Here is a 23,565-nt window from a genome sequence, read left to right as displayed (position 1 = left end):
CGTGTCAAAATTCAGTTTAATTTTTTCAATAACCCAATCCTTTTCAGCAAACATGAGACTGGTATTAGTGGCAGGGGCCAGGCCCATCTTTATGAAGATTGCTCCCTTATCAAGGCAATCAAGAAATTTCAAGCTGAAGGCAGGGAGTTGGCTTTTCAACTAGTTTATACAGGCCAGCACTACGACACGCCATGAGCAAGTCTTTTTTTGACTAGCTGGAAATTACAGAGTCAGATGCCAACCTGCATGTAGGTTCCGGCTCAGAGGCTTCCCAAACCGGCAAGATCATCACGGCATTTCAAGAATATTTGACAATCCATCCATGCGATCTGGTGATGGTTGTTGGAGACGTCACTTCCACCATGGCTTGTACGTTAGTTGCCAAAAAGATGATGATCAAAGTGGCTCACATGGAAGCAGGCCTAAGGTCTTATGATATGACGATGCCAGAGGAAATAAACAGAATCGTGACCGATTCTTTCGCCGACTACCTTTTCACAACCACCGAATAGGCTTCTACCAACCTGGTGAAGATGGGCGCTGTTAATTGGGAACATACTTTTTGTGGGGAACAGAATGATCTATAACCTGATTCAGCACCTGGATAGGCTCAAAGCGCAAGGAATAGAGAGGGGTTATCAGTCAAAAACTACTTCTTGTTTACTTTACATTGGTATCGAATGTTGATGACCGACAAATCTGACCATATTTTATCTTTTTTGACTAGAAGTATCAAAGAACGAAAAATTATTTTTCCTGTACAGCCCTTGATCGGGATAAAACCCGAGCAAGTCGAATTTACCGAGGCGTCGATCGTTTATGAACTACCTTTTTCTTATTTCGGATTTATGTTTCTGGTGAAGAATGCAATTGTGGTGATTACTTCGTCGGGAGATATCGGAGGAAACCACATACCCAAAGGTGTTCTGAATTACACAATGAGAAAACACTGAAAGGACAAAAACAATAGATATCGGAACCAATTAGATGTTAGGCTCTGATCGAAAGAAGCTGATTGAGAGCCAGGGAAAGATTGAAGTAGGAAATCCAAAAGCAGGCAATTCCGGAATTGCTTTGCGGAAAAGCTTTAGAAAGAATTATAAGTAAAATTTTACTTTTAAATTAGCCGATGTTGTGTACTTTTATTTATGTTAAAAAGTATTTTGCTTGTCGGCGTTAATTTTTTTACTGTAAGCCTATGTTTCGGTCAGGATGTTTCCATACATACGCTAAACTCAGGGGGGGCGTCCAGTGTCGTCAATTCTGGGAGACTTATGGTCGAATGGTCAGTAGGAGAGCCATTTACCAATGTGTATTCTGCCGGGAGTTTTGTCGTTAGTGAAGGATTTCAGCAATTCCAATTCGTAGAAATTCCAGCAGGTACAGGCCGTGTTTTACCGAAGGCTATAAAGGCTTACCCAAATCCGTTTACAGATTTTATTGTCTTAAAGACCACCGCAGGGGATTTGCTCAAGCAGCACCCCGTGAGTGCCAGAGTTTATAGCACCTCCGGTAATATTGTGCTTCAAAGGACTTTTTTGCAAGATGAAGTCACGCTGGAAGCATCCGCCCTTTTGCCAGGAATGTACCTGTTAATACTAGAGCAAAATGGTAACCTTCTTTCAATTGAAAAAATAACGAAAGTAAAATGAGAACACCTATCCTTTCAAAACTTATTGTTATCCTCCTTTTCACGCTACTCATTAATCGAGCGAATGCCCAGGATTTTTTTAATTATCAGGCTGTGATTCGAGATTCAGATGGCAAGCCTATGGGCAACGCAAGTTTGTCTATTCAATTGGGGATTCTAAAAGGCGATTTCTCAGGCGATATAGTTTACCAGGAAATCCATTCCACATCAAGCAGCGAATTCGGAACTGTAAGCCTGCCTGTTGGCAATGGAGAAATTCTTTCGGGGGAGTTTTCATCCATTGAATGGGGAGACGATCTTTTCTTTTTAAAGGTTGAGATCAAGCTGTCTGGCGATTCAGATTTTGTCGAAATAGGAACCACTCAGATTTTGTCGGTTCCTATTGCGTTGTATGCCAAGAGGTCGGGAGATAATATTTGGAGAGCAGGAGCTGGAGGTATTTCAACCGATGAGAACGTGGGTGTTGGAACTGATAGCCCGACATCTAGGCTAACTGTTGCAGGTCAGATTGAGACTACCGAAGGAGGATTAAAATTTGCGGATGGAACTGTTCAAACTTCTGCAGCGATGCCTGACAATTTGATTAATACAACGGAGGGGCCAATATACACTGAAGGAGGTAATGTGGGGGTTGGCACCAACAGCCCGTCGTCAAGACTCTCGGTGCAAGGAGTTGTGGAATCAACCGAGGGAGGTGTTAAATTCCCGGATGGAAGTATACAAACGTCAGCGGCTACTGTTGCAAGTTTTGGTAGTGAGTATTTTAACAGAAATTATGGGCCGGTATATGCGACTGATGGGGGTTATATTGGGATAGGAACTGCGGCACCTCAAACAAATTTTGAATTGGCCGGAGAAGGCAGTGGAAACTATGAACCTGTTATATTCCGCAACGACTATACAATGAATCTTTTGGCTCATGCTTCTGGTGATGTTGATTTCCTCAATGCATCTTTTGTGGCCAATAGATCCAGAGGCACCTATGGAGCGCCTCAAAGCGTTATTGGAGGTGATCGCATCGGCGGTGTATATGGGAGAGCCTATCTGGATGGTCAATATCAACGTACAGCCGGAATACAAATGTTTGTAGGTGTCGGCGCTGGTGCCGGAAATTACCCGTCGAATATTCGCTTTGAGACCACATCTACAAATAGTGTTGTAAGATCTGAAAGGATGAGGATTGCCGACAATGGTTACGTTGGTATTGGCACACCTAACCCCGGGGCCCCTTTGACAGTCAATGGCACTATTCACTCAACTTCAGGCGGCATTAAATTTCCTGATGGAACTATGCAAACAAGCGCTGCCACTGCTATTAATTCCAACTATTTCAACAAAACTGACGGCCCCATTTACGCCGTTAACGACCAAATTGGCATTGGGACATCCACACCTGAAACCAATTTTGAGGTTGCGGGTGTGGGTAGTGGCAATTACAAGCCAATAATCTTTAGAAATAACTATACGATGAACCTGATGGCACATGCATCGGGAGAAATAGATTACCTGAATGCATCTTTTGTATCTCACAGATCGAGAGGCACTTACGAAATTCCCACCAACGTGCAAGATGGTGATCGTGTCGGTGGGTTTTATGCCAGGTATTACTTTGATGGTGACTATAGGCGGGCTGCCGGGATACAGATGTATGTAGGCAGCGGCGCCGGTGCAAACAGTTATCCCTCGCTCATCAAATTTGAGACAACCGATGCTGGAGAAATTGAAAGAAGTGAGCGTATGAGGTTGACGGAAAAAGGTTTTTTGGGTATTGGTACCGAAAACCCTGGATCAATGCTTTCTGTCAACGGTACAATCGAAAGCCTTGATGGTGGTATCAAGTACCCAGACGGAACTATTCAATCATCTGCATTTATCAATGGTAATTACTTTAATAAGGCAGGCGGTCCAATTTATGCCAATGGCAACAACGTCGGCATAGGGGCATTGGCACCTCAAACCAATTTTGAGGTTGCGGGTGTGGGTAGTTCCAATTACGAGCCAATAATCTTTAGAAATAACTATACGATGAACCTGATGGCGCATGCGTCAGGTGAGATAGATTACCTCAATGCATCTTTTGTATCTCACAGATCGAGAGGTACTTATCAGAGTCCAACCAACGTGCAAGATGGAGACCGTGTTGGCGGGTTTTATGCCAGGTATTACTTTGATGGTGACTACAGACGGGCTGCGGGGATTCAGATGTATGTAGGTAGCGGTGCTGGTACTAACAGCTATCCTTCACTCATCAAATTTGAAACAACCGACGCTGGAGAAGTTGAAAGGAGCGAGCGTATGAGGCTGACGGAAAAAGGTTTTTTGGGTATTGGTACGGAAAACCCAGAATCAATGCTTTCTGTTAATGGCACAATCGAAAGCCTTGATGGTGGCATCAAGTTTCCCGATGGATCGATACAAACCTCTGCCGCAATTAACAGTTCGTTAGTGATTGAAAGTGGCGGAAACGTGGTTATTGAAAATGCAAATTTGGGAGTTGGCTTGTCGAACCCATTGTATAAAGTTCACGTTACTTCGCCCTTTGTTGAATCTTCTAATGAACAGGATCGATCCTTTAGTAAATTCGAAATAAGCTCTGGACTTGATGAAGGTGCTTTTGTGAAAATTGGTTCAAATGATTATCGAGGAGCGCTCATTTTTGGAGGCACGCAATTTACGGCTCCTGATAACAAGGCAAAACTGTGGCATACTACTGGAGGATGGCAGTGGAGTGAGGGACTGAACATAATTGGCACAATCGGTATCCAGACTGATAACCCCAAAAGTGCACTACACGTTTCAGACGGCGACGTCTATATTGATAACGCTTCCAATGGAGTGATTATGAAATCGCCTAATGGAACATGCTGGAGAATGACTGTTGACAACGCCGGAGCACCTGTTTTTACCACCATAGTTTGCCCGGAAAATGAATAGAGTTAAAACCCGAAAATACCTTGGGGTTCTGATCGTTGTCGTTTTTTATCAGCAGATTTTTTCCTGCACACAAAAAACTACCAAAAGCATTAGTCGTTCAGATGGATTGTTGTTGAACTTTAGTTTCGATGGAAGAGATTCTTTCTCAAACTTCCAAGGTCTTCGAACGATAAATTGGGGCGAGGTTACAAATGCCGATGATAGATTTGGGAAGGAGCAGTCATCAATGTTTTTCGAATCAAATAACGCCAGAATTGATGTCACTTCGGATTTATCTCTCAAAAGCCAGCTCTCTATTTTTTGCTGGGTTAAACTAGCGAGAAGACCTGACGACCGAACTCAGCACATCATTAATAATGGGGATAAGTTGGGGTTTTTGGTCAGAGACAAAGTCGGCCTAAGGGTTGTTTTGGCGGATGAAGGAGGGGGTAAAAGTGCATGCCAGACGAATTCTGCAAGTATGTTGACTGACAATAAGTGGCACATGGTGGGATTTACTTACGATGGCATATTCCTAAAACTATATATAGATGATGAGCTTAACGCTGTATCCCGAGGGGAAGTGAATGTTGCAGATCTCATGAAAAGCTTTACTATCGGAAACCATATTAATCAGGTTCGGCCTTTTGGCGGTTACATAGACGACATGAAAGTCTATAACTTGGTTGTTTCTGAACAGGAAATAGGAAGATTAGTAAACGTTGGACGATGACGGGGATTTGTTCTAATATTGTTCTTCTCTAATAAAACAATGGCTGTGGGCAAAGTGAGAGGAGGGCTACTAACACTAATTGGTCTGACATTTGGGTTTATTTGCAACGCCCAGTTTGAACTCCCGTCAAATTTCAAGATTATTTCCAAGGGCCAGGAAAATTTTAGTGGAGACCTCCGTCCTGGTGATCTTTTTGGCATTTCCGTTGCCAGTCTCGGAGATTTTGATCACGACGGAATTGAGGATATTATTGTAGGAGCTAGCAGTACAGATGATGGAGGTGCTCAATCTGGAGCCATTTGGATTGTCCTGTTGAATCGTGATAACAGCGTTAAAAACCAACATAAAATTTCAAACTCTCAAGGTGGTTTAGCTGTCATAATTCCTTCGAATTCCCGGTTTGGTTATTCAGTATCAAATATTGGAGACTTGAATGGTGATGGTACAACCGATGTGGCGGTAGGTGCTGTCTACGATCAAGATGGAGGATATCAGCATGGGGCAGTCTGGATACTTTTTTTGAATGAAAATGGCACGGTAAAAACTCACCAGAAGATTAACGAAACGGCAGGAGGCTTCACAGGTTCACTAGCTGACCTGGCGTCATTTGGGAGTTCTGTGACACCTTTGGGAGATATCGATGGGGACGGTGTGATAGACTTGGCTGTGGGGGCGTATCGGGACAATGGGGCGAATGCCAAAACCGGAGCTGTTTACCTTTTGCTTATGAACCCCGACGGCTCTGTTAAGTCAAATAGAAAAATAAGCGGAGGAAATTCTGGTTTCCCGAACGTTTTGGGCTATGAAGACTATTTTGGATGCTCTGTTGCAAATGCCGGAGATTCTGACGGAGATGGTATTGCTGAACTTATTGTAGGGAGTCAGCGGGATGATGATGCGGGATTTGATGCAGGTGCAATTTGGATCCTTTTCCTGAATGGTGATGGTAGTGTCAAGAATCAAAAAAAAATTACTCAAAATCAGTCTGGCTTTAACTATGAGCTTAATTCAGGAGAGCTGTTCGGTACTTCTATCTCAGTGGTGGAAAATATCAATGAGCAGGGTGATTACGGCTTCTTGGTCGGCTCTACAAGGGACAACGCAGGTGGAGCAGATGCGGGGGCGGTTTGGACTTTTGAGACGGAAAGAAACTTCGATGTTACTAACGCCAGAAAGCTAAGTTATACATTGGGAGGAAGCAATATTGATATAAAGCCTGGAAGCAGATTTGGTCAATCAGTACTAGCTTACGAAGCAGGAGGTGGTTACAATTTCGTAATCGGAGCTCCATACTACGATGAACTGGGACAGGATTTGGGAGGGTTGTGGGTGTTGGGTACAGAAGATTGCGGTATTGAAATAACCGGCGTAAGCGCTGGTGCTGACCAGGCTGTTTGTGGTTACAGTACCAGCCTTTCGGCATCACTAGGCGATGGCGAGGAAGGCCTTTGGAGCGCACTGGGGTTCGGTGTGTTTGAAAATATTGGCAGTCCAAGTACTGTTGTCACGAACATGCAAACCGGGCTTAATACTTTTATTTGGACTGTTTCGAACCCTTGTGGGCAAGAAAGTGACACAGTTGTCGTTCTTGTAAGCGATTCCTTAGAGGGGGTTTTTGCTGGCAAAGACCTTAGATATTGCTCATTGGACTTGCCCGTCAGCATGGACGCAGTGGACGCCGGTGGTGATGGGGTGTGGGCCTCCGAAGATGCTGGGGTTAGCTTTTCCGATAAATCTTCACCTCAAACGAAAGTGAATTTTGATTCACCAGGGGCTTACAACCTAATCTGGACAGTATCAGTTGGTGAGTGCACGGCGTCGGACACAGCGACCATAACCATACAGGAGCAGACTCTTGCCTATGCTGGAGAGGACGTTGATCAATGCTTTGCTGCGGCAAGCCAACTCCAAGCTCAAAACCCTGCTACAGGGAATGGCCAATGGGAGGTTATAGAAGGAAATGTGCACGTTCTTTCACCGGAAAGCTCTTCGTCCGGCTTTGAGTCTGATGCGGCTGGGCTGAGCAAGTTAATCTGGACAGTTTCAGACGGAATATGTCCTGCTTCGGTCGATACTGTTCTGGTAAATATTTATAGTCCTCGAGAGCTTCTTGCGGACGAAGTTCCTACCGCTTTTTCACCCAATAACGACAACAGGAATGACAGGTTAGAAATTTTGAGTAATAGGGGGCTGTTTGGCAATCAACTGGAGATTTTTTCAAGGGATGGGCAAATGATCTATCATGCCTCAAACTACCAAAATGATTGGAGCGGAGATCACTTTCCCTCGGGCATTTATTATTACACAATCAAGTTTATAGCTTGCCCTGCGAGCTATAAGGGATACTTTCATTTGGTCAGATAGTGCCCTCAATTAAATAACTTCTGCCAACCTATCAATCTCCCCCTCCTCATTATAAAAATGCACAGCCGCCCGCAGGTAATTTGGCCGGTAGGTAGTGATGATTTTTTCATCAGTCAGCTTCTGGTGAACCGATTTGTCGCATTCAAAAGACACAATACCCGACCAGCTTTTCCCGTCTCTGGGTGCCATAGGAGTAAATCCGGCCTCCGTAATAGCGGTGTGTAGCTTTGCAGAAAGCACTTTCACCTCTTCGTAAACGTTTTGCCAACCGATTGCTTTCAGCTCTTTCAACGCCTGGCCCTGCATCAGTATCAGTAGCGGCTTGGGGTGGCCAGCTTCAAGACTTTGTGGCGGTTGTTTGAGGTTTTCGGCCGGGATCGGATCCTTTAGAAAATCTGTCATACTGCCTGGGCCTAGCGATCCTTGTGTCAATTTTTTTCTGGAGTTTTTGTTTATGTACAACACACCAGCTCCGTAGCCGGAGGTCAGCCATTTGTAGCTGCTTGCTGCCAATACGTCAACACGCACTTTTTGCAGGTCGATGGGGATCACACCAAGGCTTTGAATAGCATCCACAATGAGAAACGCTCCGTGCTTTTGGCACATGGCAGAAATGGCTTCGAGGTCTACCCGGTATCCATTGGTGTACTGCACATGGCTTATCGCCAATATCTTTGGTTTGCCGGATAGTGCTTTTTCTATGGTCTCCAGATCAATGTGGCTTTTCATGTCCCAGTCAATCCAGTGAATTTTTCGGTTGTGGTGAATCCATGGCAGTGTCACCGAGGGAAAATCGTGCGTTACCAGCACCAGTTCAAGGTCAGATGGCAACATTTGCTGCACCCAGGAAATGCCGTACGAGGTATCCCATGTCAATCCTATTTCTTCGCTTGAGGCATTCAGAAGTTCTGCAAACAGTTTCCTTGTTTCTTCCATCTCGCCCATCCACAACGGAAGCTTTTGGCTGGCATACTGTGCGAATTCTGTAAGGTAGTCGGTTCCCTTTCGGAGTGCTGCCTGGCTCATAGCACCAGCATTGGCAGTATTCAGGTAGGTACAGTTTTGAAGAAGAGGGTATTCGGAGCGAATGCCTTTTTTGTCTGCGATCATTTTTTTCAGGTAAAAAACCAAAGTTTAATGGCTAATGCAATTACGGTAATCACCAGGAAGATCCGAATCACTTTGTCGCCTTTCTCCACTGACCATCGGCTCGCAATCCAGCCACCGGCGCTGTTGCCGACAGCAAGCACCAGCCCTAGTGTCCAGTTTACCTTGTCTTCTATAATGAAAACCAACAGGGCTGATCCTGTGTAGATCAATGCCGCAAATACTTTTACAAAGTTGGCTTTTACTAACGAAAACCCATTGATGTGTGTTAGTGCGGCGATAGTGAGAAAGCCAACCCCGGCCTGAATGAACCCACCGTAGATGCCAATGAAAAAGAATGCGATAACACCCCAGAGCTGGTGAATGAAATCCAGTTTTTCTCCAGTTGATTTTTTCTTGAAAACAGAGTCGAAAATGATTGAGAGCACCACGAGCACCATGATGATGGCTAAAATGCGATTAAAAAGATCGGCATCAATTTCTACCGCAAACCAGGCACCAATGGCACCACCGATGAGGGAAGATCCAGCCAGCCACCAGGAATAGGGTCTGGCGGATACGCCCTTGCTTTGAAAGCCAGCCACCGAAAAGATGTTTTGCCCCATGATGGCTACCCGATTGGTAGCATTGGCGACTGCCGGTGGTAGTCCAAGAAAAATAAGCACTGGCAGCGACAGCAGTGAGCCTCCACCGGCCACTGTGTTAACAAAGCCAGCTATAAACCCGACTGCCACAATGAGTAGATATTCGTAATATTCCATGCGTCCTCGTTACCCGCTGAAGTTAGAAGAAAAATGTATCAGACGGTATTTATTTTATGTGGCGGCAGTGGCGTCTGATATTCTTATTACATCCAGCGTGTCGACGCATTCACTAAGTAGTTGCTTTTGGCTTTTGCCTAAAACAGGGTGAATAAAGTTGGGTGCTACCTCGGCCAATGGCGCAAGCGTGAACCTTCTGAACTGAATTTGAGGATGCGGTACGACCAACTCATCGGTTTTGATTATTTCATCGCCGACGTACAAAATATCGATATCGATCACCCTTGGGCCCCACTTTTCCACTCGCCGTCTGCCCAGGTGGTTTTCAATTTTAAGTGCATGATTTAAGGCCTCCTTAGCTGTTAAACCACTCTCAATCTCGATCACCTGGTTAAGGAAATCAGCCTGATCAGTCTGGCCCCATGCCTGGGTGGTGTAAATAGACGAACTTCGAACCATCTGCCCTATTCGCTCGTTTATCATTCGGCCTGCCTCCAAAAGGGTAGCCAAACGATCGCCCTGGTTGGAACCGAGTAAAAGGAAAATGCCCATGGAGGTGAATAATTTTAGCGGTGCTCTTAACTTAGGTGAATCTTGTTAGATTTGCAAAGAACAAAATTAAATCAAAAACTGTCTCAATGGCCTTTCTTCGAAATTTGTTAGCCACCATCCTTGGCCTTTTTATCTTCAGTTTTCTGGGCATACTGATCCTTGTCGGCATTGCTTCGAGCAGTTCGGAAGAAACGGTAGAAGTGAAAGATAATTCTGTGCTCTACCTGCCTTTAGGTGGTATTTTAAGTGAACGTACTCCCGAAGATCCATTTCAGGAATTTTTCCCAAATAGTGGGCCAAGCTACCTCGGCGTACTTGATCTGTTGAAAGTTATACAGAATGCAAAAACAGATGATAAAATTAAAGGCATATATATCGAACATGGCTACCTGTCGGGTGGCTTTGCCAGCCTGAAAGAGGTAAGAGATGCTCTTTTGGATTTCAAAACATCAGGGAAGTTCATCTACTCATACGGAAACTACATTTCTGAAGGCGACTACTATATCGGGTCAGTGGCTGACGAACTCTACGTTAATCCACAAGGTTCACTTGAATTTAATGGCTTCAGCGCCAATATTTCGTTTTTTAAGGGAACACTTGACAAGTTGGAAATTGAGCCACTTGTGTTCAGAGTAGGAGAGTTTAAGTCGGCGATAGAGCCCTTCATCCGCAAAGACATGAGTCCTGAGAATGAGCTTCAGATCAATTCTTTCCTGAATTCTGCTCACGATACTTTTCTGGCAGATATTGCCGAAGCGAGAAACATCCCGGCTGAAAAACTGAAAGAAATTTCATCGGAAATGAAGGTGCGAAGAGTGGCTGATGCTGTCGACTACGGCCTGGCTACGAAAGTAGCTTACGAAGATGAAATGAAGACCCTGCTCAAGATAAAACTTGGAATAGAAGAGAATGCTGACATCACATTTATTTCGTGGAAGAAGTATAAGAAGTCGATTTCGCCGGACGAAATATCCAAGAACAGGATTGCGGTAATAGTGGCCGAAGGTGAAATTTTGATGGGAGAAGGTGAAGATGGCCAAATTGGAGCTGAGAAATTTGCCAGGGAAATAAGAAATGCCCGGGAAAGCGATAGAATAAAGGCCGTAGTGCTGCGAATTAATTCTCCGGGAGGAAGCCTTACCGGTTCCGATATTATTTGGAGGGAAATAATGCTTACCAAAGAAAAGAAGCCAGTTATTGCCTCCATGGGCGACTACGCAGCATCAGGCGGTTACTATCTTTCCATGCCGTGCGACACCATCGTGGCTCAGCCCAATACTATCACCGGGTCGATAGGCATTTTCGGCATGATGTTCAATATGGAGAAATTCCTTGAGAATAAGCTGGGTATTACTTTCGATGTAGTAAAAACAGGCGAATATTCAGATATAATGACTGTAACAAGGTCGTTGAGTGACTTTGAGAAACAAATTATCCAGGACGGTGTAAACGAAGGCTATGAAACCTTTACCTCGAAGGCAGCGGAAGCGAGGCACTTACCTATAGAAAAGCTGAAGGAGTTGGCTGGCGGCAGAGTTTGGACGGGCGTTCAAGCCCATGAGCTTGGCCTGGTTGATCTGCTGGGAAGTTTTGACGACGCAGTTAAGATTGCGGCCAACAAGGCTGAGCTCGGTGACGATTATCTGTTGAGTTTCTATCCGAAGCAAAAGAACTTCTTTGAAGAGATGTTTTCAAGTGCTTCTAACGAGCTGGAAGCCAGATCAATCAAAAATAACTATGGTATGCTTGCCCCTTATTTGAAAGAAATTAGAAATTTGCAGCACTATGAGGGTATTCAGGCTCGCATGCCTTATTCATTTGACATCAAATAACTGAACCTACGCTATCAGGGAATGACCGAACTAAGAAACAACTGGACAAGAGGAGAAATTGACGAGATTTACAACTCTCCCATGTTAGACTTGATTTACAGGGCGGCTACCGTCCACAGAGAGTACAGCGACCCACAGGAAGTCCAGGTTTGTACTTTGTTGTCGGTGAAAACTGGCGGATGTCCGGAGGACTGTTCGTATTGCCCGCAGGCGGCACGATACCACACTGACGTGAAGGTGCAGAAATTAATGGACGTTGACGAGGTTCTTTCCAATGCAAAAGCCGCCAAGGAGAATGGAAGCACAAGGTTTTGTATGGGTGCTGCCTGGAGAGAGGTGCGAGACAACAAAGACTTCGACAAGGTGATTGAGATGGTGAAAGGTGTGAACCAAATAGGCATGGAAGTGTGCTGCACCCTTGGTATGATCACAGAGTCGCAGGCGAAGCGACTGAAGGAAGCTGGTTTGTATGCCTACAACCACAATCTCGACACCAGCGAAGAAGCTTACGAAGATATTATTACAACACGTACTTATAAGGATCGGCTCGACACGCTGGAAAACGTGCGGACTGCCAAAATTTCTGTGTGCTCAGGCGGCATCATTGGCATGGGCGAATCTCACCTCGACCGGGTGGGGATGCTCCATACATTGTCTACTTTGCCGGAGCATCCTGAGAGTGTACCTGTGAATGCGTTAGTGGCCGTTGAGGGCACACCCCTGGAAGACCAGGAGCGAGTGCCTGTTTGGGACATGATCCGAATGATAGCCACGGCAAGAATTATTATGCCCAGGGCCATGGTAAGGCTTTCAGCTGGCAGGGTAAATATGACTATGGAGGAGCAAGCACTTTGCTTTCTCGCTGGAGCTAATTCTATATTTGCCGGCGACAAGTTACTTACCACTCCCAATCCGGAAGTGGACGCAGACAAACAGATGTTTCAGATGCTGAACCTTAAGCCCAGGGCATCTTTTAAAGGAGCCGCTGCAGAGAAATATTCGATGGTATAAAATCGAGCAGTAGCAAGAACGAGCGCATCACTTGCTACTCATTTTCTTCTCTTTTTAGCTTCCACCTGTTATGTGACCAGAGCCACAGGTGAGGGACTTCCACAATGGCCTTCTCAAGTATGGCAGCATACCGTTCAATTATTTCTTCGGCCGTCGCTTCGTTGGGGTTTTCAATCACTTTTACGAATTCAAGGGTGTAGTGCCCTCTGGAAGTTTTCTTCATTAAAGGGAAGAAGACGGGATAGTTTGTTTTGCGGGCGATCCTGTCGGCACCTATCAGAAATGGAGTATCCTGGTTCAGGAACTTTACCCAATGACGACTGCTGTTTCTTTTTGGTCTTTGGTCACCAATAATGCAGGTGACTGAAAGTGCACCTTGAGACCCAAGTTCAACCACTGTTTTGTAGCCTTTTTTTGAGGGCACAGCCATCGCTCCAAAACGCTCCCTGGTGTCCTTCATCAATGCCTCGTAGTAGGCCGACCGTAGCGGCTGATAAAAAGTGACCACCTTGTGCGATAGTGAGAGTGGTATAGCTGCAAGCCATTCCCAGTTGCCATAGTGTGCCGTGTACATAATCAGGTTTCTGCCTTGGTTGAAGAAACCTTCGAAAACCTCTGGATTCAGTACTTTGAACCGCTGCCTGATCGTCTTTTCGCTAACCGAGAGGAATTTGCCCGACTCGAAAATAAGATCGGTGAAGTGCCTGTAGAAGGCTTTTTCTATTGCTTTGATTTCGGAAATAGCCTTTTCAGGGAACGAAGCAGTAAGGTTTTTTCTTACAATCGCCTTTCTGTATCCAACGAGGTAGTAAAGGAACAAAAAGGAAATGTCTGACAAAATGTAAATCAGCCAGAAAGGTAGTTGTGATAATAAAAGTACGGGGGTGTATTTTAGTTTTCTAAGCAAGGTATACGAAAATAGTTGATGCCTGTAGATGTTCGGAGTCTTACAGACTCACTTCAATGAAAGAAACGGATTTTAGGTGACAGTAAGTTCTTTTGCGCTGTGAATATTGGCAGGCAAACTCACAGACAGACTTCTCGTCAAATGCATTATACTTCGAAATAAAAAAATGGTTGTCGTCTGTTCCATGACAAGTGCTCATATTTATTAACATCAAAAGTTTGCAGGTTCACAAAAGTTTGCTGAAATTCATGTAGTTACGAATATTCTGCAAAAGGATTATCCAATATCAATACAATTAATTGCGAGACGTATGAAATCAATCTTACTATTTGCTGGCACAATTATCTTATTTTCCCTGGGCTCCTGTGTTTCTCAAAAAGACTTTATCATTGAATCGGACTATAGCTACCTGGGAAGGTTCAATAAATACAAGACCTTTGATTTTGTGAATATTGACAGGCGTGACAGTTCCAGTCACAATCCTGATTTAGAGAAGTGGATTATTAACAGAATGGAATCGCAGGGTTACAGTTACTCCAATAGAAAGCCCGATATATATGTTAACTACAAAATTTACTTCTCTGACCTGAAATACCGTGGCTACAATCAGGAGGATCTAAATGCCTATCTCAACAAGGAAGTATCGCTTGCCTCCAATGACGAATTTGAGGATGAGGTCTACCTGAGCGACTCAGAACTTACAGAGCTTGAAAATGCTGAAGCAGCTTCAAGAAGGAAGGAATATGACTCAAGGTACTACACCATGGACTCAGGCACTCTGTTGATCATCCTTGTCGACAGAAGAAAGCACAGTGCAGTGTGGCAGGGATATGCCTCAGGAGTGTTTGCTCTTGGTGCCGACAACCTTGATCGCCAACTGCGCAGAGCTGCGGGCGTTATTTTCGACAAGTACAAAGTGGTGGCCGATGGCTACCTTATCAACGACTAAGCATTTCTGTAACACCGGTTCCGTAATGAGCGTCTAAGAAAAAAGATGTGATAGCCTGTGCAACCTTTGCAATTAAATCACATCTTTGGTTTAAGGACAAACTCATTATATCATGAACAGACTAAGCAAATTTTTGCCGCTACTTGTTTTGACATTAGTGGTTCAGCAGGCTGTCGCTCAGCGGGTAAAGGAGGAAAGAAAGGTTTCTTCCTACGATGCCGTGAGCGTAAGCACAGGAATTGACGTTTATATTCGTCAGGGCAACCGCCAGGAAGTTACCGTGGAAGTTGACCGGGATGACCTCGACGATTTGATGACAGAGGTAAGAGGCGGGGAACTCAAAATCTATTTTGAAAACAACAATAGCTTCTGGAGTTGGAAAGATCGTGAAGCTACTGTTTATGTAACCGTCACCAATGTCAAGTCCATCAAAAGCTCCAGTGGTTCGGATGTAACCGGGGAAACGATTATTGTTTCCGACTATTTGGAAGTAGAGTCGTCCTCAGGGGCTGATTTGAAACTTCAGGTAAGAGCCAGAACACTGAGGGCTGAGTCGAGCAGCGGGTCAGATATGGAGCTTTCAGGGGAGGCCGAGTACTTCGAAGGCCGATCTTCTTCGGGCAGTGATTTGGATGCCATGGACTTAGTGGCTAAGAAAGCTAAAGTGAGAGCGTCCAGTGGTTCAGATTTGGCTATTACCGTCACCGACGACATTGAAGCCGACGCCAGCAGTGGCAGCGATATTTCTTATTCCGGCAGGCCGCAATATGTCAATATCGACGAGTCTTCAGGAGGCGATGTTCGTAGACGGAATTATTAAAACCGACATTAAATATAAAAAGGAAAAGGCTTCACCTCGGTGAAGCCTTTCTGTTTGCATCCAATAAAATGCTGTTTTGATACAGCGACTGGTGGATATATTTCAGTTGTTAGAATGTAAAAGGTACGTCTACAACCGTCTTGTCCCAACCAAGGCTCATAGTGGCGCCATTTGTCCCACTTTTGGCAAATACAATCGAGAAGTATTCAATCGTATCGGCAACTTTTTTTGATGGAACAGTTACACGCAATACATCTTTGTCTTCTTTGTAGCTGTAGGCTCCCCAATAGTCAAGAGCTGAGCTAAAAATGATCGTCCACTCAGACTCACCTGGAATAGTAAAGAGTGAATAGGTGCCGGCTTTCAATTTTTTACCAGCCACAGTAGCGTCTTTATAGAGTTTGATCTCAGTGTTTTCATTGGCTCCTGTTCTCCATACCTTTCCGTACGACTCAAGTTTCCCAAAAATCTCCCGGTCATTCTTTTTAGGTCTGCTATAAATTACCCGTACCAGTGCCTCATCGCTTCCTTTTCTGTCGTGGGCAAAGTTGTCGGGATAGTAAGCCATGTCCATTGAGCTTTTGTCAGGCCCCCTAAAATCCTGCGCCTGCGAAGAAAGGGCTACCAGAGAAATGAATGAAATGAATAGTAATGTTTTTTTCATGTTGTTAATGTTTTAAGTGTTGAAGATCCGTCGTTTTCAGTTTTGGCTTTGTCGGTTGGTTTACCAATTGCTCATTTATAAAGAGAGAAAATATTCTTAAAAACGTAATGACTGGCCTCTATTCGGAAACGATCCGGATCAAACTGACCGCTGTTGTCATCGGTATTGGTAATGGAGATACATGCGGTGCCTGATCCTGGGTGAATATAGAAAAAGGAGTAAAATGCTTTTTGAGTGCCGGTGTGGCCTATCACCTGCATGCCGTTGAAGTCTTCCAGAAAAAAGGAGGACGCAATCGACCCGGTAATACCATCAACCTCTGCTATGGGTAATTGTTTCTTCCAAAGCTCTTCCAAGGTTGACCTCTTCAACACTTCGAACCCATCGTGATAGCCAGTGAGGAAGCTCAGGTATTTCAGCATATCGCTGATGGGAGCATTGAGTCCACCATTGCTGGTGGTGATGCCCGTATCGAAATCGAGACCATTGGCTACCGGCCGTCCATTTAAAAGTATATAGTTGTTGGCCCGGTATTTCAGCAAATGGTAAGGTGTTACGTCAAAGTAGCTATTGTACATCCCAAGCGGCTTCAGCACGTTTTTGTCGATGTACACTTCATAGTCATCACCAGTGATGATCTCTATAATTCGACCAAGAAAAATGAGCGCAGGGTTGGAATAGCTGTACTTGCTTCCTGGTTCAAACAAAATTTCCGTGTAAGGAAGCATGGCTACTATCTGGCTCCATTCCGTCGGTTCAAATGGGTGCCAGTCTTTGTTGCCACCCCAGGGCCACGTGGGATCACGAAAGCCTGCGGAGTGGCTCAATACCATTTGAATAGTAATATCGTCCATGCTGCCGAAAGGATTGTGTACCATCCGAAGCTCTGGCAGGTACTTGGTTAGCGGATCACTGAGTTGCAGAAGTCCTCTGTCCCTAAGCTGCATGATTCCGATGCTTGTAAATGTTTTGGTGATCGAAGCCCAATGGAAAATAGTATTTGCATCCACGTTTCGGTCGCTTGTCAGGTCAGCTTTGCCAACATAGGTGCTGCCAATGACCTTTCCTTTTTCAACGAAAACCAAAGCGCCACCTACTACACGATTGTTCTCCAGGGAGCTTCTGAAATAATCGTCAGCGGCTTTCCATGCTTTTTCAAAACCTTTCGGAGTTTGCCCAATGGCAGAGCCAGAGATTAGGAAAACACACAGCAGAGCGAGTGTTACGTGGCTAAAGACTGAATCAAACTTTAAGCTCATCCCGGTTCTGTTTGAGTACTTCGATAATGAAGGCGATATGCTCTTCTGGCGTCACGCCAAATAATTCCATGCCTTTGTTTACTTCGTCTCTGTCGACTGTGGCAGCGAAGCTTTTCTGTTTCAGCTTTTTCAACACTGACTTCACTTCCAGCGACTCAATGCCATCGGGCCTTACCTGGCAGCAGGCCACGATAAATCCGGTGATTTCATCGCAGGCAATAAGCCCTTTGTCGAGCAGCGTGTCGTAGGGTACTCCCCAGTGGGTGTAATGCGCTGAAATAGCATGGGCGATTTTCCCCAGTCCCTTTTCATTTAGCATCGACACAATGCGGTTGGGATGCTCAGTGGGCCAGGCTTCATAGTCGGCATCATGTAGCAGGCCTGCAATGGCCCATTCCTCAGCATCTTCTCCCAGTTTGGTGGCGTAGGCTTCCATGACCAACTCCACGGTGCGGGCATGCCTGCGGAGGCCGTCTCCCTTCGTCATTTCAAATAGCAGTGCTCTGGCTTTTTCTGTTGTCATAATGGGTAAAGAAAAAGCACCCAAAGGTGCTTTTAAAAAGTTTATAAGAACGATCAACTATGTTAATCAATCTCGCCGATAAATCGAAGTTATTTTACAAGAGTGACGCCTCCCCGTTGCTCGAAAGTTTCGTTGGTAGCGTCAAGATTGCTTTTGTACCTCATCACATAGGCATAGGTGCCAACCGGTAGAGGGGAGCCATTGAAATAGCCGTTCCATCTGAAGTCAATGCTGTTGCTCTGGTAAACCAGCACACCCCATCTGTTGTAGATGAAAATAGTGAAGTCAGTTACGTACGGATTTGGGAACACGTAGAAAGCTTCGTTTTGAGGAAGTCCCCGGCCATCTGGTGAAAAGGCATTCGGTGCAAAAATCCTCGGGCGACAATCGTCGGTTACCACTACCCGGGCAGTTCGGCAGATGCTACCATTGGAGAAGGTAACTTCGTAGGTGCCAGGCTCTGAGGCAGCGTAAGTGGGCAGCACTGAAATGATGTCGAGGCTGGGAAGCTTCCTCCACTCGTAAGTGTTGAAAATTCCCGGATCCAGTACGACGGTGCCGTTGGCGGGGTCTTCTGAGCAAAATGTCAGTGTAGCCGGAAGCGATATTTCGGAATCGAATATGGGCACCACACTCACGTTGAGATCTGCTGATGCCTCACAGCTATTGTCTATTCCTCTCACCGTTACCTGGTAAAACCCGCCAAGCCCTGTGCTGATGGAGGCCGTTGTTTCTGGCAGTATTGTGCCATCAGGACCAGTCCACTCAAAAGTTACCTGGGCTGGGATATTCGACTGTGCTGTCAATATCACCTGTGTCTCATTGTCGCAATCAGGCTCCTGAATGAGGGTGACTTCCAGCACGTTTTCCACCTGCACTGTAGTGTCGACGGTGACAAAGCAGCCGGAGTTGCGGTTGCGGATGGTTACGGCATATGAGCCGGATCGGTTCACAACCGTAGAAGCAGAAGAAGCGCCATTGCTCCAGCCAAAGATGTAATCATTAGGGTTCTCGCCGCTTGTAAGAGCGGCGGTAAGCGTTAGCTCGCCATTGCAAGGGTCGCCTGAAACGGCGATACTGCCCTCAGGGTCTTCGCTAAGGAAGAATTGGATTTGTTCAGTTTGAGGACAAAGACCAGTGCCAGAACTTGTGACGGTGTAAACACCACTCTGAGAAATGCTTACTGAAGAAGTGGTGTCGGTCAGAATTGCCCCGTTTGGATCTGTCCAGGTGTACTTTACATTCCCAGTTACTGGCCTTACCGATATTGTGCCAGATGTACCACAATCTGTTTGAATAGGATCGAAATTGAACTCTGCCGTTGGCGCTTGTTCCACCACGACATTTTGCCGGGTTTGAAGGCAACCATCTGCTGTATTCGTCATCTCAATGGTGTATGTTCCAAAAGGAATATTGCCAGTCACCGTGCTTGTGCTGGCGGTAAACGACCCAGTTGTGGCATCAATTCCAGTCGAAAAGTCAATTACCCGGTAAGAATAATTGCCCGGAGCGCTGGCGGTAATGGTGATGTTGCCATCGTCGCAACCATTGTTGGGCTCGGCCGATGTGATTGTGAACGAGGGGTTGTTACTATTGATTCCCACGGCACCAAGTGTGGTAGTACATCCGTTCACCGTATTACTCACCGTTACCCTGTATGATCCTGCCGGAAGATTTGGGATGCTGTCAGTAAAAGGCCCATCAATTGGCCGGTTTTGAATAATATTTGTTCCGTTGTTACTCGAAATGGTGTAACTATAGCTGAATGAACCCGGAACGTCTATTTTTAATGCACCGTCTGCAACAGAACACCCGGAGGCGTTGAAAGGCGTCACTGTCGGTTGTGGCGCTTCCAAAATCGTATAAGTTATTCGATTCGTCGTTTGACAACCATTCACGTCGAAAATGCTCACGGCGTACTCGAAGTCACCAGCCACTGAGGTGTCGATATCCTGAAAACGACCTGTATTACCCGTACCTGCACCGTTGATGGCCCAGGTGTAAGTCGCTCCTGGGTTCTGTGCATCCAGTGGATCCAGCTCTTCGCCCGCACAGATGATCTGGTCGGGGCCAAAGTCCACAATCGGTCGTTGGTCGCCCACCAGGGTGGTCAGCGTATCGGAACGACAGCCAGCAGCATTGGTAATGAATATCGTGATGGTGCTGGGTTGAAGCACGGTAATCTCTCTGGTAGTCTCGCCGGTTGACCAGGTATATGTGAGCCCCGGATCGTCTTGAGGCCAGGCAGTAAGCACTACGCCATTGTCGTCGCAAATGGCAACCGCACTAGGCACGATGGGCTGCTCTGGTGTAGGGTTAATTACTACTGTTTGAACCAGCGTTGTATCCAGGCCGCAGCGATTGGTGATGTTCAATGTGACATTGAATGTTCCTACTTGCTGGTATACGTGAGTTGTGTCTGGGCCAAGCGCCTGTGCACCATCGCCAAAGTTCCAGGCAAATTCGTCAATATCAGAAGTGCCTGTTGCCGTAAACCTTGTGGGCTGGCCTACGCACCCACCGTCAACAGTAATGGACGGATCCTGTGGTGGATTGAGGATGTTTTGAGCAAAGTTGGGAAGGCCAAGCCTCGATATTCTGCCGTCAAGATCAAAGCCCTGGTCATTATAACCTGCCTGCACTTCATCACCGTTAGAATTGGCAATGGTGCTGAGATTGCCACTATTGTCTTTTGCCATGTAAATAACCTGATCCGGACCGATTTGAAGAGAACCATACCCAGTTCCCGAGGACAACTCAAACTTACTTTGCTCGATAAACTGAACCACAGAATCGTCGGAGTAAGTAACACTGGCGTTGAGAAGACTGTCCAGGTTGTACTGGAATAGTTTGGAGTTAGCTCCAGTGGTAGTAACATACACTCTTGCACCGCCAGATGAGAATTCAAGACCATAAGCTTCGCTCGGCGCCGGTTCTTCCAGGTCGATAAGCAGTGGGGAGGTAAATGTTCCGTTGGCAGCATCAAAATTGACCAGCTCAAGGAAGTTTTCAGCGCCTGGAATTACCGAGCCAATCAGTGATCCGGTGGGCGATACTTTCATGGTACCTCTGCCGTTAAGTTCTTCAGCGAAGGAGAGTGTTTTTCCGACGGAGGTAACCCTCGCATTGCCGATGCCTGTAGTGGTGATAGGGTAGGCCCTGTAGTTGTTGTTGCCATACTCATGCCCAAAAAGCCAGGTAGTTCCTCCCCCAACGCCGGTTGCTGCCAGCTTTTCCGAGCTATTGGTAAACAGTGGCCTGTCCTTAATAATCACAGCTCCTCGGGCCAGGTCCTGTTTCATGTCGACGACGGAAAAACGCATGTTATAGGAACGATCACCGTACACCTGATCGGTGGTAATTATATAGAACAGCGTCTCGTTGTCGGGGATCGGCAGTATGATGGAAGACTGAGCCGACGTGCTATCTCCACCGATCAGCATGCCATTGAGCATAATTTCGTGGTCTTTGTTCCAGACCGTTCGTCCATTGGTATAGAAAAGGAGGTCGCCGTTTCGATCCGAAATGGCCGCACAACCTTCTGGCGAACTCATCAGGTTTTCGTCAGTCAGTGCTACTGGAGGGGCCTCATTGAAGTCGATACCCGCCTGCTCACCAAAATACCAGATATTGGCTTTTTGCTCGTCGTTGCCATATACGGTTACCTCGAAAGACGCAAAGGCAGGGCAACCAGTGGTAAGATCAGTTACCTGTGCCCAATAAGTGCCCGCAGAATCAATCTCAATAAGCTGGGTTGTTTCACCCGTTGACCATAGGAACGAATAATTTCCCTGCTGTCCACTCGGTAGTGCATTCCTTTGCAGTGTTTCTCCCGGGCAAATCGTGGTGTCGGTGAGGTGGGTTAGCTCAAGTTGATTATCAATAATGTTCAACACCTGGGTCGTAGACTGGCTTTGCCCGTTCAGGAAAGCTGTTAAGGTAACGGTGTAAGGCCCCGGGTTCTGATATGTATAAATGGGCGCATATTCCTGCGACCCACCACCATCTCCGTAGTCCCAGGTAACGAACTGGGGAGTGGGCTCCACGCTTGGAGAAAACATGGTCGGTGTGTTCTGGCAAAAGCCGAAGATATTGAAGCTCATATTGAACACAATGGGTGCCGATGTGCTGGTGGCAGGGAATTGTCTTCCCAGAGCGTCACCGAAATCAGGTATCTGGGCCTGGTAGGCTGTAGAGTCGGGCAGGCTATCGGGTTGGTTGACCCTACCGATGGAAAATGGCCCGCTATTGGCTGCCTGGTACAAATGGTAGATTCTCTGATCCGGCCCTTTTTTTAACCCGAAGCTTCGGAAGTAGCCTCCGGCGATGCTGTTGGACCTCTGGAGAGAATCAAAATCAAACTGATGCAGCTGACCGGTGAGTGCATTGTTGCCTCCATGTCTTGAGTAATAAAGCTTGGTGCCATCGTTCGACCATTCTACGTCATAAATCGACTGCCCAGAGCCGTCGTTTACTCCGGTGTTGAGTATCTGGCGTTCAAAAGTTAACGTGCCCAGATTAGCGTCGAAACGAAGGAGTTGAATATTTCTGTTGCCAGTTTTAGGAGCTACAGCGATGATGATCGAATCTGGTGCGAAGATGTGTACGCCAAAAGCTGCGGCCTCTGCGGTAGGATTTGACGCATTGAAAAAATTAAATGTATTGGTCGTACCAAAGCCGGCGGTGGAGACTTCGTACACTACATAGTCGCCTGTCGTTCGGTTTTGAGACAGCAGCCAAAACCTTTGCCTGTTGGGCCCAGGAATGACTACCATGGCTTCAGCTGGTGTGGTAAGACCGGTAGCCTGATTCAGTTGGCTTATATCGCCGAGGGTGGGTGCTGCTGCCGAGGCATTTCCTGTGAGGTTTTTATCGGCCACGGAAAACCGAATTTCGTTTGCTCCACCACTACCAGGGTTGGTGAAAATGTAGAACTGGCTGGTTGTGCCGGGCACGGGGCAGGCCACTGCTGCTTGATTGAGTGATGGGTCGCCGCCCAACCCTGCGCCGCCGGGAGTGATTCTGTTCGAGCCGTCGTAAACATTGGCACCGTCAGTATAGAACCATAAATCGCCTGTTATTGGATCCGAAATTGTCACGCCACCACCAAGGCCGAAGGGTGTGGCCTGGTCGTCAATAACGATAGGCTGAAAATCACCTTTGTTGAAATCAAGAGCCTGAGAGGTGTTTCCGAAGCGCCAGTGCAGGTCAGTGAGATCCTGGGCCAGCGTAACAAAATTCACCTGAAGTAAAATAAAGCAACTTAAAACTAATTTTCTCACACACCTATCGTTAATCATGTTGTTTTAGTTTTGCTAAGTAAAGTTAGAATGATCCATTGATTAATGGATGATTATTCCAGGTTAAACTGCAAGTTTGCAGTTGAAAAATAGAACGTCGGATAGGTGAGTTAGTGTATGATAGTTGTCTGTAATGTGAAATTGTCATTTCATTTCAAGGTATAATCATTGACCAGGCCGAAACGGCAACCTAATTTTTGCTAAATATATTGAATGCAG

At 46.1% G+C, this 23,565-nt stretch carries 17 protein-coding genes; 9 read left to right on the top strand and 8 right to left on the bottom strand.

Going from position 1 to position 23,565, the window contains the following annotated elements; all coding sequences use genetic code 11:
- Positions 1–215 precede the first annotated feature (215 nt).
- The 5 genes from RIF36_RS20280 to RIF36_RS20260 all read left to right on the top strand — a co-directional run bounded on the left by RIF36_RS20280 (position 216) and on the right by RIF36_RS20260 (position 7,661).
- On the top strand, positions 216–512 hold the full coding sequence (locus tag RIF36_RS20280) for a UDP-N-acetylglucosamine 2-epimerase (protein WP_350124172.1): 297 nt from the start codon (positions 216–218) through the stop codon (positions 510–512).
- A gap of 636 nt (positions 513–1,148) precedes the next feature.
- Positions 1,149–1,652 carry a T9SS type A sorting domain-containing protein gene (locus RIF36_RS20275; RefSeq protein WP_350123983.1) on the top strand — a complete coding sequence of 168 codons (504 nt, stop codon included), beginning with the start codon at positions 1,149–1,151 and terminating at the stop codon, positions 1,650–1,652.
- On the top strand, positions 1,649–4,585 hold the full coding sequence (locus tag RIF36_RS20270; RefSeq protein WP_350123980.1) for a hypothetical protein: 2,937 nt from the start codon (positions 1,649–1,651) through the stop codon (positions 4,583–4,585). The genes RIF36_RS20275 and RIF36_RS20270 overlap by 4 nt, the downstream gene beginning before the upstream one ends.
- On the top strand, positions 4,578–5,297 hold the full coding sequence (locus RIF36_RS20265; protein ID WP_350123977.1) for a LamG domain-containing protein: 720 nt from the start codon (positions 4,578–4,580) through the stop codon (positions 5,295–5,297). The genes RIF36_RS20270 and RIF36_RS20265 overlap by 8 nt, the downstream gene beginning before the upstream one ends.
- 45 nt (positions 5,298–5,342) lie before the next feature.
- Positions 5,343–7,661 carry a T9SS type B sorting domain-containing protein gene (locus tag RIF36_RS20260; RefSeq protein ID WP_350123974.1) on the top strand — a complete coding sequence of 773 codons (2,319 nt, stop codon included), beginning with the start codon at positions 5,343–5,345 and terminating at the stop codon, positions 7,659–7,661.
- A 9-nt stretch (positions 7,662–7,670) separates the two neighbouring features.
- Here RIF36_RS20260 and RIF36_RS20255 read toward each other — a convergent pair whose 3' ends face one another.
- The 3 genes from RIF36_RS20255 to folK are packed head-to-tail and all read right to left on the bottom strand — an operon-like array spanning position 7,671 to position 10,081.
- The gene (locus tag RIF36_RS20255; RefSeq protein ID WP_350123971.1) at positions 7,671–8,771 is read right to left on the bottom strand and encodes an aminotransferase class V-fold PLP-dependent enzyme; all 1,101 of its coding nucleotides are present in this window, start codon (positions 8,769–8,771) and stop codon (positions 7,671–7,673) included.
- 5 nt (positions 8,772–8,776) lie between these two features.
- A complete protein-coding gene (locus RIF36_RS20250) occupies positions 8,777–9,529 on the bottom strand; it encodes a sulfite exporter TauE/SafE family protein (protein WP_350123968.1) in 753 nt (250 codons plus the stop codon).
- A 54-nt stretch (positions 9,530–9,583) separates the two neighbouring features.
- On the bottom strand, positions 9,584–10,081 hold the full coding sequence (gene folK, locus RIF36_RS20245; protein WP_350123965.1) for a 2-amino-4-hydroxy-6-hydroxymethyldihydropteridine diphosphokinase: 498 nt from the start codon (positions 10,079–10,081) through the stop codon (positions 9,584–9,586).
- Positions 10,082–10,167: 86 nt separating this feature from the next.
- Between folK and sppA the strand changes: the two genes are divergently transcribed.
- Positions 10,168–11,913, top strand: a complete 1,746-nt coding sequence (gene sppA, locus RIF36_RS20240; RefSeq protein WP_350123962.1) for a signal peptide peptidase SppA — start codon at positions 10,168–10,170, stop codon at positions 11,911–11,913.
- 21 nt (positions 11,914–11,934) lie between these two features.
- A complete protein-coding gene (gene bioB / locus RIF36_RS20235) occupies positions 11,935–12,924 on the top strand; it encodes a biotin synthase BioB (protein WP_350123959.1) in 990 nt (329 codons plus the stop codon).
- A 34-nt stretch (positions 12,925–12,958) separates the two neighbouring features.
- Here the strand turns inward: bioB and RIF36_RS20230 are convergent, their stop codons facing one another.
- Positions 12,959–13,831, bottom strand: coding sequence for a lysophospholipid acyltransferase family protein (locus RIF36_RS20230; RefSeq protein WP_350123956.1), 873 nt, complete (start codon positions 13,829–13,831; stop codon positions 12,959–12,961).
- A gap of 310 nt (positions 13,832–14,141) precedes the next feature.
- Between RIF36_RS20230 and RIF36_RS20225 the strand changes: the two genes are divergently transcribed.
- Together RIF36_RS20225 and RIF36_RS20220 are read left to right on the top strand one after the other, a co-directional pair.
- Positions 14,142–14,780: a DUF4136 domain-containing protein gene (locus RIF36_RS20225; protein ID WP_350123953.1), complete on the top strand. Its 639-nt coding sequence runs from the start codon at positions 14,142–14,144 to the stop codon at positions 14,778–14,780.
- A gap of 112 nt (positions 14,781–14,892) precedes the next feature.
- Positions 14,893–15,600 (top strand): head GIN domain-containing protein, encoded by a 708-nt coding sequence (locus tag RIF36_RS20220; protein WP_350123950.1) that lies wholly within the window; start codon positions 14,893–14,895, stop codon positions 15,598–15,600.
- Between the two features lie 109 nt (positions 15,601–15,709).
- Here the strand turns inward: RIF36_RS20220 and RIF36_RS20215 are convergent, their stop codons facing one another.
- The 4 genes from RIF36_RS20215 to RIF36_RS20200 all read right to left on the bottom strand — a co-directional run bounded on the left by RIF36_RS20215 (position 15,710) and on the right by RIF36_RS20200 (position 23,346).
- Entirely contained in the window at positions 15,710–16,264 is a 555-nt protein-coding gene (locus RIF36_RS20215; RefSeq protein ID WP_350123948.1) for a DUF2911 domain-containing protein, read from the bottom strand.
- Between the two features lie 71 nt (positions 16,265–16,335).
- Positions 16,336–17,523, bottom strand: coding sequence for a serine hydrolase domain-containing protein (locus RIF36_RS20210; RefSeq protein WP_350123945.1), 1,188 nt, complete (start codon positions 17,521–17,523; stop codon positions 16,336–16,338).
- On the bottom strand, positions 17,507–18,046 hold the full coding sequence (locus RIF36_RS20205) for an HD domain-containing protein (RefSeq protein WP_350123942.1): 540 nt from the start codon (positions 18,044–18,046) through the stop codon (positions 17,507–17,509). The genes RIF36_RS20210 and RIF36_RS20205 overlap by 17 nt, the downstream gene beginning before the upstream one ends.
- An 89-nt stretch (positions 18,047–18,135) precedes the next feature.
- Positions 18,136–23,346 carry a PKD domain-containing protein gene (locus tag RIF36_RS20200; RefSeq protein WP_350123939.1) on the bottom strand — a complete coding sequence of 1,737 codons (5,211 nt, stop codon included), beginning with the start codon at positions 23,344–23,346 and terminating at the stop codon, positions 18,136–18,138.
- Positions 23,347–23,565 lie beyond the last annotated feature (219 nt).

The organism is Imperialibacter sp., assembly GCF_040222815.1.
Taxonomy (GTDB): Bacteria; Bacteroidota; Bacteroidia; order Cytophagales; family Cyclobacteriaceae; genus Imperialibacter.
The sequence above is the reverse complement of the archived record's forward strand: the minus strand, read 5'-3'. Positions and strand labels throughout refer to the sequence as shown.